This window comes from Pseudomonas sp. WS 5532 (assembly GCF_012985445.1).
In the GTDB taxonomy this organism is placed as follows: domain Bacteria; phylum Pseudomonadota; class Gammaproteobacteria; order Pseudomonadales; family Pseudomonadaceae; genus Aquipseudomonas; species Aquipseudomonas edaphica.
The window spans coordinates 117,559-128,959 of record NZ_JAAQWK010000021.1; the positions used below are offsets into that span (position 1 = coordinate 117,559).

An 11,401-nucleotide genomic window follows, 5' to 3' on the forward strand; every position below is an offset into this window, starting at 1 on the left:
GCCTGAACAGGCTGCCCCTTTTTGTTATTCGCCGGCCAGCGCCAGCTTCAACGGCAGGCGCGCCATGCTGGTGCTCGTGAGCGAGCCCAGGTACAACCAGTCGCCGTATTCGCGCGCGGTAGTGACCGGCGAGTAATTGCCCGCACTGCCATCCTGCAAGTTGGCGATGACCTTGCCATCGATGTCCAGCCCCAGCACAAAGGCTTTGCGCTCGATGGGCTTGGGCACCACCATCAGTGCGCGCACCATCACCTTGCGCAACAGCGGGTAGCCGGCGAAACCGTCCAGCAACGGGTTGCGCGGCGAATACAGGGCAACCCAGAAGCGATCGCGGCCATTGAAACTGAGGTTGTCCGGCAGGCCCGGCAGGTTGTCGATAAACAGGTCATGGGTGCCGTTGCGCTCGCCCTTGAGCCAGTAGCGGCTGATACGGTAGGCGCCGGTTTCATTCACCAGTACGTAGTTTTCATCCGGCCCCAGGGTCACGCCATTGGCAAATTGCAGCCGGTCCAGCAACACCTCTGTGGTGCCGTTGCTGAAGTCATAGCGCAGCAACCGGCCGTCGCCACCATGTTCGATCACCGCTGTGCCGTCCTGGCCATAGCCCCAGCGGCTCGATGCGTCGCTGAAGTAGGCATAGCGCCCGCTGGCATCGACGGTCACATCGTCGGTGAGGCCAAAGGGTACGCCGTCAGCGCTGCTGCTCAATGGCTTGAGTTGGCGATTGGCATCCAGGGCAAGCAACCCCTTGACCCCATCGGCAATGATCAAGCGCCCATCCGGGTGCAACGCCAGGCCGAGCGGGCGGCCGCCGGTGTTGGCGAGCACTTCCAGCGTGTGACTGTCCGGCGAGGTGCGGATGATGCGCCCGTCCTGCAGGCCGCTGATCAGAAAGCCCTGGGGGTCGAGCAGCAAGGCTTCGGGGCCGGCGATGTCCTGTGCGCCGATTTTTTCAATGCCCTTGAGCCGCTGGTTCTCGGCGTAGGCGCCGTCTTTGAGCGAGGGCGCCTTGGGCGGCGACCAGTTCACCGGTTGCACTTTGGTGGGCATCAGCAGCAGAAAAGCGATGACTGCAAGCAGCAGTACGAACAGCAAATGGCGCAGTTTTTTGGGGCGGGTACTCATGACTATTCCTGGTTGTCGTGGGCGTTCGGCTCCCAGTGCAGGGTGCCGAACAGGTAATCCATCAGGGGGAGGACGATATTGAAGTTGCGCCCCTGCATCAGCTCACGGCGATGATGCAGGGCATGTAACTGGTGCATCTGGCGAATCCATGGCAAGCGCGCCACCGGGTGCTCGGCGGGCAGGTGTTCGCAGGCGTGAAACACTTCGTAAAGTAAATACCCAAGGATCATGCACCCGGCAAACAACCCGGCGACGTTGGGGCTCAATTGTTTGAGCAGCCACCAGGCGGGCAGGGTGATCGTCAGGCTGTGCAGCACGATCAGCCAGGCCGGGAATAGAATCACACGCCAGTCTCGCGGGCTGTCATAGGTCATGTGGCCGGGAGTAAAGAAACTGTGGTGGTCACCCGTGTGGCGCGCATAGAACAGCCGGGCCAGGCTGTGTTTGTGATGACCCAGGTGGCGGTGTACGAGGTAGATGCACAGGTTGAAGAACACCAGCGTCAGCGGCACGGTCAGCCACTGGAGCGCGGTGATGTGCGCGGTGGAGGACCAGGCCAGGGCGATGCAGACAAGGCCGTAGCCCAGCACGAAACTGGCGTGCAGCCAGGGGTTGTAACGGGCGCTCACGGCGGCGCGGTAGCGGGCGCGGAAGGTCTCGGTGGGATGGGCCATGGCGGCACGCTCTGGTTTTTTTGTTGGAGCCTGAGCTTAGTTGGTACGCGAGATAGTGCGAGTTTTTGCGCAGTCCGCGGTTCAAGTGTGGGAGCTGGCTTGTGTGGAAACAGGCTTTTGTGGGAGCTGGCTTGCCTGGGATGCACACACCTCGGTGTGTCAGGTAGAGCGAGTAGATGCTATCGCAGGCAAGCCAGCTCCCACACTTGAACCGCGGGCGACCGACGGGGGCTTGCACAGGCCTGATTTACTTGCTAGCTTCTCGCAAAATGTTATCGATAACATTTGCTCTAAAAATAAAAACAAAACAGAGAACCACGCCATGAAAATGCTCCCGAAAACCCTGTGTTTACTGGCTGTCAGCATCACCCTCGGCGCAACCAGCGCAGCGTTTGCCGACGCCGCCAAACCGATCCGCATCGGCGCTTCCTTCCAGGAAATCAACAACCCCTATTTCGTCACCATGAAAAACGCCCTGGAAGAAGCCGGCGCAACCATCGGTGCGAAGCTGATCATCACCGATGCCCGCCATGACGTGTCCAAGCAGGTCAGCGACGTCGAGGACATGCTGCAAAAAGGCATCGATATCCTGCTGATCAACCCCACCGACTCGGTTGGCGTGCAATCGGCGGTCAAATCTGCGCACGCCGCGGGTGTGGTCGTGGTCGCAGTGGACGCCCAGGCCGACGGCCCGTTGGACTCCTTTGTCGGTTCAAAAAACTTCGACGCCGGCTTCCAGGCCTGTGAATACCTGGCCAAGAACATCGGCGACAAAGGCAATATCGCGATCCTCGACGGCATCGCCGTGGTGCCGATCCTTGAGCGTGTGCGCGGCTGCAAAGAAGCGGTGGCCAAGCACCCGGACATCAAGATCGTGAGCATCCAGAATGGCAAGCAGGAACGTGACCAGGCGCTGACCGTCACCGAAAACATGCTGCAGGCCCAGCCCGGCCTCAAGGGCATCTTCAGCGTGAATGACAACGGCTCCCTCGGCGCACTGTCGGCCATCGAAGCCAGCGGCCTGGACGTAAAACTGGTCAGCGTCGACGGCGCACCGGAAGCCATCAAGGCGATCCAGAAGCCCGGTAGCAAGTTCATCGCCACCTCGGCGCAATACCCGCGCGATCAGATCCGCCTGGCTCTGGGCATCGCCCTGGCCAAGAAGTGGGGCTCGCAAGTGCCGGCCACCATTCCCGTCGACATCACCTTGATCGACCAGGCCAAGGCCAAGGACTTCAGCTGGTAAATCGCCCCGGCCCCACGTGAACCGTGGGGCTTGAGGTCTCCTTCTGAATACGAGGTCGGCGGCATGAGCAGTCTTCTGAAGCTGGAAAATATCTGTAAGCGCTATCCGGGCGTACAAGCCCTCAAGTCCATCAACCTGCAGGTCGAACGCGGCGAAATCCATGCGTTGCTGGGTGAAAATGGCGCGGGCAAGTCGACCCTGATGAAGATCCTCGGCGGCGTCGAGCATCAGGACGAAGGGCAGATTTTAATCGATGGCCAGGTGCAAAAGTTTGCCACTTACCGCGATGCGATCGCCGCCGGTATCGGCATTGTGTTCCAGGAATTCAGCCTGATTCCCTATCTCACGGCGGTGGAAAACATCTTCCTCGGGCATGAGTTGAGCAACCGCTTCGGCCTGCTGCGCAAACGTGAAATGGTCGAGGCCAGTCAGGCGTTGTTCAAGCGCTTGGGCGTGAGTATCAACCTGCAATGTGCGATCAAGCACCTGAGCGTGGCCGAGCAGCAATTCGTCGAAATCGCCAAGGCTTTGGCCCTGGATGCACGCCTGTTGGTACTCGATGAACCGACCGCTACGCTCACGCCCAGCGAAGCCGAACTGCTGTTCGAGATCATGCGCGAACTCAAGCGCCAGGGCGTGGCGGTGATCTTTATCTCTCACCACCTGGAGGAGATTTTCCAGGTGTGCGACCGCATCAGCGTGCTGCGCGATGGCGGTAACGTAGGCGTGACCGATGTGGCCGACAGCGATATCGACCGGCTCGTCGAAATGATGGTCGGCCGGCGCCTGGAAAACAGCTTTCCACCCAAACCCACGAAAGACCGTGGTCCGTTGTTGCTGGAGGTCAAGGACATCCAGTTGGTACGCAATGGCCCGCGCAACAGCTTTCAGCTGCACAAGGGCGAGATCCTCGGCTTTGCCGGGCTGGTCGGCTCCGGTCGCACTGAGCTGGCGCTGGGCATGATGGGCGCACTGCCGTCGGTGAGCAAAGACGTGTGGCTGCGCGGCGAGAAAGTCAGCCTGGATGACCCGGCGCAAGCCTTGGCCCACGGCATCGGCCTGCTCCCGGAAAGCCGCAAGAGCGAAGGGCTGATCACCGATTTCAGCATTCGCGAAAACATCTCCCTGAACAACCTGCCCAAATACCAGAACGCCACGGGCCTGATCGACAAGAGCAAAGAGTGCGCCAGCGTCGACGCGCTGATGCGCCAGCTGTCGATCAAGGCGCCCAGCGGCGAAAGCCGGGTGTTCAACCTCAGCGGCGGCAACCAGCAAAAGGTTGTGATCGCACGCTGGATCAACCACCACTGCGACGTGCTGGTGTTCGATGAACCCACACGCGGCATCGACGTCGGCGCCAAGGCGCAGATCTACGCCCTGATGCGCAGCCTCACCGAACAAGGCTACGCGATCATCATGATTTCTTCCGAACTGCCCGAAGTCATTGGCATGTGCGACCGCGTCGCCGTGTTCCACAAGGGCGCCATCGTCAAGCTGCTGGAAGCGGCCGCCGTCAACCCACAAGAGGTCATGCGCCATGCAACAGGGGGCTCAAGTGAATAGGTCCATTAATACCGGCGACACCCGCCGACTGCGCCTGAACCTGGCGCGGCTGGTGCGCTCGCCGGCGTTTTATCCCTTCGTCGGGTTGGTGGTGGTGACCCTGGTGATGATCTTTGCCAGCGATAACTTCCTCACCACCAGCAACCTGTCGAACATTGCGCGCCAGGTGTCGATCAACGCGATTATCGCGGTGGGCATGACCTGCGTGATTCTCACCGGTGGCATCGACCTGTCGGTAGGCCCGGTGATGGCGCTGTCGGGCACCTTGACCGCAGGGCTGATGGTCGCGGGCCTGCCGCCGGGCCTGGCGATTGGCGCCGGCCTGCTGATCGGCGTGGCCTTCGGCATCGGCAATGGCGTGTTCGTCGCCTACCTGCACATGCCGCCGATCATCGTCACCCTGGCGACCATGGGCATTGCCCGTGGCCTGGGCCTGATGTACACCGACGGCTACCCGATTTCGGGGTTGCCGGAGTGGTTCGGTTTCTTCGGCCGCCAGAGCCTGTTCGGCGTCGACGTGCCGATCCTGATCATGCTGGTCACCTACTTTGCCGCCTATGTGTTGCTGCAACACACGCGCATCGGCCGCTACATCTACGCCATCGGCGGCAATGAAGAAGCGGTGCGTTTGTCGGGCGTGCGGGCGGCGCGCTTCAAGTTACTGGTGTACGGCATCAGCGGCCTGACCGCAGCGATTGCCGGTCTGGTGCTCACCTCACGCTTGATGAGCGGCCAGCCGAATGCCGGCGTGTCGTTCGAATTGGATGCGATTGCGGCGGTGGTCCTTGGCGGTGCGTCGATTGCCGGCGGGCGCGGGGTCATTGTCGGCACCTTGCTCGGCGCGATGCTGCTGGGCGTACTCAATAACGGATTGAACATGCTCGGGGTCTCGCCCTACGTCCAGAGCGTGATCAAGGGCGGGATCATTTTGCTGGCGATTTTCATCAGCCGTCAGCGCCATAAATAAACACCTGACAAGAAAGGACCGAACACATGGACAAGCACACCGAGATGCAAGCCGTCGTTTGCCACGGCCCGAAAGACTACCGCCTGGAACGCATCGGCAAACCCAAGGCGCGCCCCAATGAGCTGGTGATCCGCATTGCCGCCTGCGGCATCTGCGCCAGTGACTGCAAGTGCCATTCCGGCGCGGCGATGTTCTGGGGTGGCGATAACCCGTGGGTCAAGGCGCCGGTGGTGCCGGGCCATGAGTTTTTCGGTTACGTGGAAGAGGTGGGTGAGGGCGCTGAGGAACACTTTGAAGTCGCGGTGGGCGACAAGGTGATCGCCGAGCAGATCGTGCCGTGCGGCAAGTGCCGCTTCTGCAAGTCGGGCAAGTACTGGATGTGTGAAGTGCACAATATCTTCGGCTTCCAGCGTGAAGTCGCCGAAGGCGGCATGGCCCAGTTCATGCGCATTCCCAAGACCGCCATCGTGCACAAGATTCCCGAGTCGGTGTCGCTGGAAGACTCCGCATTGGTGGAGCCGATGGCGTGTTCGATCCACACCGTCAACCGTGGCGAAATCCAGCTCGATGACGTGGTGGTGATCGCCGGTGCCGGTACGCTGGGGCTGTGCATGGTCCAGGTGGCTGCGCTGAAAACCCCGAAGAAACTGGTGGTGATCGACATGGTCGACGAGCGCCTGGAACTGGCCAAGCTATTTGGCGCCGACGTGGTGATCAACCCGTCCCGCGACAATGCCCGCGAGATTATCAACGGCCTCACCGATAACTATGGCTGCGACGTGTACATCGAAACCACGGGCGTGCCCGCCGGCGTGACCCAAGGCCTGGACCTGATCCGCAAGCTCGGGCGTTTTGTCGAGTTCAGTGTGTTCGGCGCCGAAACCAGCGTCGACTGGTCGATCATCGGCGACCGCAAGGAGCTGGACGTACGCGGCGCGCACCTCGGCCCGTATTGCTACCCGATCGCTATCGACCTGTTCGAGCGCGGCCTGGTGACGTCCAAGGGCATTGTTACCCATGACTTCCCGCTGGATGATTTTGCCGAGGCCTTCGCGTTGGCCAACTCAACCAAATCGATCAAGGTGCTGTTGAAGCCGGTGATTTGATCTATGAACTACGTAATGGGTGTCGATATAGGAACCCAGAGCACCAAGGCGCTGCTGGTGGATGGTCAAGGTACGATCATCGCCCAGCACAGCCAGGGGTATCGCGTCGATACCCCGAAAGTGCGCTGGGCCGAGCAATGGCCGCAGGTGTGGCTGGAGGCCGTCGAGGCTTGTGTGGCGCAGTGCATGGCCAAATCCGGCGTGGCGGCCGGGCAGGTCAAGGCGATGTGCATCAGCAGCCTGTATGGCGGTTCGGGGATTGCCGTTGACGCGCAGATGACGCCGCTGCACCCGTGCCTTATCTGGATGGACCGGCGTGCCGGCGAGCAGGTGGCGTGGGTGCGTGAGCACCTGGACCAGGAACGCTTGTTCGAAGTAACGGGTAACTCGGTGGACAGCTATTACGGCTTCACCAAGATGCTCTGGCTCAAGCAGCATCAGCCGCAGGTGTGGGCCGACACGCGCTACCTGCTGCCGCCCAACAGCTATATCAACTGGTGCCTTACCGGCGAATTGGCGGTGGACCATAGCAGCGCCGGCAATATCGGTGGGGTTTACGATGTGAAGGCGCGCGGCTGGTCCGCCGAGATGCTCGATGCATTGGGCATTCCACAGGCCATGATGCCCGAGCGATTGGTGTACTCCGGTGACGTGGTGGGCGGTTTGCTCGAAAGCTGGGCCACGCGCCTGGGGTTACAGGCCGGTACGCCGATCCTGGCCGGCGGTGTGGATGCGGCGATGGCGACGCTGGCGGCGGGTGTTACGCAGCCGGGTAACCATGTGGCGATGATCGGCACCAGCATGTGCTGGGGGTATTTGAACCAGCACGTGGACGCACACCACGGCCTGGTGAGCATGCCTCACGTCTACAACGGCCATCGAGACCTGTACATCTTTGGCGGTGCGATCACCGCCGGGGCGTCGGTCAGCTGGTTTCGCGAGCAGTTCTGCCAGGCCGAAGAACAGCAGGCCCAGGCCACCGGCCAGGACAGCCTGGTGTTGCTGGAGCAGAGCGCCACCCAGGTTCCGGCGGGCAGCGAAGGTTTGTTGTTTTTGCCGTACCTGATGGGCGAACGCAGCCCGGTATGGGACGACCGCGCCAGCGGCAGCTTTGTCGGGCTGAACCTGTATCACAGCCGTATTCACCTGTACCGCGCGGTGCTTGAAGGCGTGAGTTTTGCCCTGCGCCACAACATTGAAGCCGGTACCCAGGGCGCGCATTCGCTGGACCCGCGCTTGATTGTGGTGGGAGGCGCGAGCCATTCGGATTTGTGGATGCAGATTATTGCCGATGTCACGCGCTACCCGGTCTACACCATTGTGCAGGAGGTGGAAGCGGCCTTGGGCGCGGCGTTGCTGGCGGCGCATACGGTGGGCTTGGTGAGTGATGACGAGATGGACAAAGGCTGGGTGCAACTGGAACTGCGGGCGCAGCCCAAGCGCGAGAATGTCATGACGTATGACCGGGCGTTTGCCGAGTACCTGAAGCTGTATCCGGCCCTCAAGCCGATCATGCATAGCCTGCAAACCAACTGACCCAACACAGATCAAAAATGTGGGAGCTGGCTTGCCTGCGATAGCGGTGTATCAGTGAAAAATGTGTTGGCTGACACTCTGTTATCGCAGGCAAGCCAGCTCCCACAGGGATCTTGATTGTCTATCGAGAAGTGACCATGACCACCACCTTCAACTTCACCCGCCAGCGCATTCTCGTCACCGGCGCCAGCAGCGGCATCGGTCGCGAAATCGCTCAACAGCTGATTGCCGCCGGTGCCGAAGTCTTCGCCCTTGGCCGCGACGCGCAAGCCTTGTCACAGCTGGGCTGCAACAGCTTATGCGTGGATATCGCCGACAGCATCGCCCTGGACAAAGCCCTGTCAGACTTGCCGCCGCTGAACGGCCTGGTCAACTGCGCCGGTATCTCACGCCTGGAGCCCGCCGCCGCCATCAGCGCGGAGGCGTTCGATCAGGTCATGCAGGTCAACGCCCGCGCCGCCGCACAGGTCGCCAGCCGAGTGGCGGCAAAAATGATCGAAGCGAAAATCCCCGGCAGCATCGTCAATGTCTCAAGCCAGGCGTCACTGGTGGCGCTGGACGATCACCTCGGCTACTGCGCCTCCAAGGCCGCGCTGGACGCGATCACCCGCGTGCAGTGCGCCGAGTGGGGCCGCTTTGGCATTCGTGTGAACAGCGTCAACCCCACGGTCACACTTACGCCAATGGCGACAAAGGCCTGGTCGGATCCGGCCAAACGCGACCCGGCGCTGGCGGCCATTCCGCTGGGGCGTTTCGCACAAACCGTGGAAGTCGCATTGCCGGTGCTGTTCCTGCTCAGCGATGCCGCCAGCATGATCAGCGGCGTGAGCCTGCCGATCGATGGCGGCTACACCAGCCGCTAGCCGTTTTCCAGCACGCCGGCGATCACCACTTTGTCCCGTGGCTTGTACGGGTCTTGCAAGCGGTCAAGCAGCAGGCGTACCGCGCTGCTGCCGGCCAGTGAGGCGTCGTGGGCCACGCAGGCGATCGGCACGCCGAAGATATCGGCGAAGGGCAGGCGGTCGATGCCGCAAATGGTCAGGCTGTCGTGGGGGATGTTGTGCATGCGCAAGGCACGCAGGGCGCCGAGGGTGATCAACTGGTTGAAACCCATGATTGCATCGGGCGCCGAGTGCTCGGCCAGGTAGTCGAGGGTGTGCAGGTAAGACGGCATCAGCGTGTAGTCACCGGCCTGCACTTCGACCTGAACATGGGGGTGTTCAGCCAGCACTTCGCGCAACCCTTTGAGGCGCTCCACGGTGATACGTGAGTGCTGCGGGCCGGTCAGCACCAGCAGGCGTTTAAGGTCGGGTGTCTGGCGCAGCAGGTAGTGCGCGGCCTGGATACCGCTGTGGTAGTTGTCGAGCACCACGCGGCTGAACGGGCTGTCGTGGATCGTGCGGTCGAGCAACACCACCGGAGTTTTGCCGTTGCCCAGGCGCTCCAGATAGTCGGGTTGGTAGCTGGGTTCGTCCGAGACCGGCGACAAGATAATCCCCGCCACGCGATAGCCCAGCAGGGTATCGACGGCTTTGCTTTCGAGTTCTTCCAGCTCATCGGTGTCCACCAGCATGATGGTGTAGCCGTGCTTCTTCGCCTCGCGGGAAATCGCCTTGATCATCTCGCTGTAGAACGGGTTGTCGACGGAGGCGGTGATCACGCCGATGATCAGGCTTTCACTGCGCTTAAGCCCGCGTGCGAAGGCATTGGGCACGTAGTCCAGCTCGCGCGCCACTTCGAGAATGCGCGCCAGGGTGGCGGGCTTGACCAGGTCGGGCTTGCTCAGTGCGCGGGACACCGTGATGGTGGTCATGCCCACCCGTTCGGCGATGTCGCTGATGGTGACGGACTTTTTCTTGTTCATCGGTAAGGCTGCGCTGGGAAACATCCGCAGGCTAGCATGCGCGCGGGCGTAGGGTGATTCAAATCAGCGGGTCCCAGCGTTGTGACCAGTCGCTTTCGGCCTTGACCACTTCGCGCAGCAGCCCCAGCGCCTGTTGCAATACCGCCGAATCCCGCGCCCGTGAGTAGACCAGATAGGTCGGGAAGCTGAATTCCGGCGCTTTCGGGACGCGCTGCATGACGCCGCTGTCCAGGTAGCTTTGCACCACCCGCGTGCGAAAATACCCGGCGCCGCCATTTTCCAGGATGTACTGCAGGGCCAGCGGCCCGAGGTTGAAACTCAACGCGGCGCGGGCTTTGTCGGGCAGCGCCGCGTCGTGTTGCTGGCGAAAGCCTGGGCCCCAGTCGATATACACGTAAGGGGCGGGTTTGCTTGTTAACTGCACCAGGATCAGTTTTTCTTCCAGTACTTGCTCGACCTGCAGGCCAGGCCAGTATTGCGGCTGGAATACCAGCGCGGCATCGAGCACGCCCAGTTCCAGTTGGCGCAAGAGGTATTCACCTTCACGCACTTCGGTGCGCAGCGCGTGGCCGGGGATCTGTTCGCGCAAGGCCTTGGCCCAGCCCAGCATCAACGGGTTGCACAGGCTGACTTCGCCGCCGATATGCAGCACATTGCGGTAGCCATCGGGCAGCGGCAGGTCGCGCTTGGCGGCTTCCCAGGTTTGCAGCAATTGGTTGGCATAGACCACAAACGCTTCGCCATCGGCGGTGAGCCTGGCGCCTGCGCGGTTACGCACAAACAGTGTGCTGCCCAACTGGCTTTCCAGGCTTTTGACCCGTGCGGTGATGGCGGTCTGGGTGACGTGCAGTTTCTCGGCTGCCGCGGCCAGGCTGCCGCTGCGGGTGATTTCGAGGAAGGTGCGTGCCAGTTCGATGTCCATGAAGCCCCCGGGGATGAATGGGGGACAGTGTAATGGAATGTGCTTGGAACTGGGGTGTGTGTGGGTTTGTTGGGGGGCTGGGTGTATATCCGTTATTTAGGTCACGGCGGCTTATGGTTCCGCTCTTACAGCGGGTCACTTTTGGCAAACGCCCGGAATGCCGGCCCAGCCAAAAGTAACCAAAAGGTCTGTGCCCCACCACTCGGCACCTCGCTTAGGCTCGGTGTGCCCTCACTCCGGCTTGAATCCGTGGGCCGCCGCGATGGGCCATCCTTGGCCCAGCGCGGCTAACCCGGCGTCCTGCCGGGTTACCCACGGATTCAAGCCTGCGTTCGGCCATCGTGGTTTACGGGGCGCCTCAGATCAAAAGCAAGATCAAAAGCAGAGCACGGCGGCCT

General features: G+C 61.6%; 10 protein-coding genes. 6 read left to right on the forward strand and 4 right to left on the reverse strand.

The genetic code is table 11. From position 1 onward, the window contains the following. Positions 1-24: 24 nt before the first annotated feature. Together HBO23_RS27255 and HBO23_RS27260 are read right to left on the reverse strand one after the other, a co-directional pair. The gene (locus HBO23_RS27255) at positions 25-1,125 is read right to left on the reverse strand and encodes an SMP-30/gluconolactonase/LRE family protein (protein WP_170040454.1); all 1,101 of its coding nucleotides are present in this window, start codon (positions 1,123-1,125) and stop codon (positions 25-27) included. Between the two features lie 2 nt (positions 1,126-1,127). Further along, on the reverse strand, positions 1,128-1,799 hold the full coding sequence (locus HBO23_RS27260) for a sterol desaturase family protein (protein WP_170040456.1): 672 nt from the start codon (positions 1,797-1,799) through the stop codon (positions 1,128-1,130). Positions 1,800-2,121: 322 nt separating this feature from the next. Here HBO23_RS27260 and HBO23_RS27265 point away from each other — a divergent pair, with 322 nt between their 5' ends. The 6 genes from HBO23_RS27265 (at position 2,122) to HBO23_RS27290 (ending at position 9,080) form a co-directional block, all read left to right on the forward strand. Then, a complete protein-coding gene (locus HBO23_RS27265) occupies positions 2,122-3,045 on the forward strand; it encodes a substrate-binding domain-containing protein (protein WP_099549975.1) in 924 nt (307 codons plus the stop codon). Positions 3,046-3,108: 63 nt separating this feature from the next. After that, entirely contained in the window at positions 3,109-4,608 is a 1,500-nt protein-coding gene (locus tag HBO23_RS27270; RefSeq protein WP_170040458.1) for a sugar ABC transporter ATP-binding protein, read from the forward strand. Continuing rightward, a complete protein-coding gene (locus HBO23_RS27275) occupies positions 4,583-5,575 on the forward strand; it encodes a sugar ABC transporter permease (RefSeq protein WP_017139553.1) in 993 nt (330 codons plus the stop codon). The genes HBO23_RS27270 and HBO23_RS27275 overlap by 26 nt, the downstream gene beginning before the upstream one ends. A 26-nt stretch (positions 5,576-5,601) precedes the next feature. Next, positions 5,602-6,681, forward strand: coding sequence for an alcohol dehydrogenase catalytic domain-containing protein (locus HBO23_RS27280; RefSeq protein WP_170040460.1), 1,080 nt, complete (start codon positions 5,602-5,604; stop codon positions 6,679-6,681). A 3-nt stretch (positions 6,682-6,684) separates the two neighbouring features. Continuing rightward, positions 6,685-8,217: an FGGY-family carbohydrate kinase gene (locus HBO23_RS27285; RefSeq protein ID WP_170040462.1), complete on the forward strand. Its 1,533-nt coding sequence runs from the start codon at positions 6,685-6,687 to the stop codon at positions 8,215-8,217. Positions 8,218-8,354: 137 nt separating this feature from the next. Then, complete coding sequence (locus tag HBO23_RS27290) at positions 8,355-9,080, forward strand: SDR family oxidoreductase (RefSeq protein ID WP_099549978.1); 726 nt, start codon at positions 8,355-8,357, stop codon at positions 9,078-9,080. Here HBO23_RS27290 and HBO23_RS27295 read toward each other — a convergent pair. Both HBO23_RS27295 and HBO23_RS27300 read right to left on the reverse strand, forming a co-directional pair. After that, positions 9,077-10,081 carry a LacI family DNA-binding transcriptional regulator gene (locus HBO23_RS27295; RefSeq protein WP_138450709.1) on the reverse strand — a complete coding sequence of 335 codons (1,005 nt, stop codon included), beginning with the start codon at positions 10,079-10,081 and terminating at the stop codon, positions 9,077-9,079. The genes HBO23_RS27290 and HBO23_RS27295 overlap by 4 nt on opposite strands. A 58-nt stretch (positions 10,082-10,139) precedes the next feature. Further along, the gene (locus HBO23_RS27300) at positions 10,140-11,003 is read right to left on the reverse strand and encodes a LysR family transcriptional regulator (RefSeq protein ID WP_170040464.1); all 864 of its coding nucleotides are present in this window, start codon (positions 11,001-11,003) and stop codon (positions 10,140-10,142) included. Positions 11,004-11,401 lie beyond the last annotated feature (398 nt).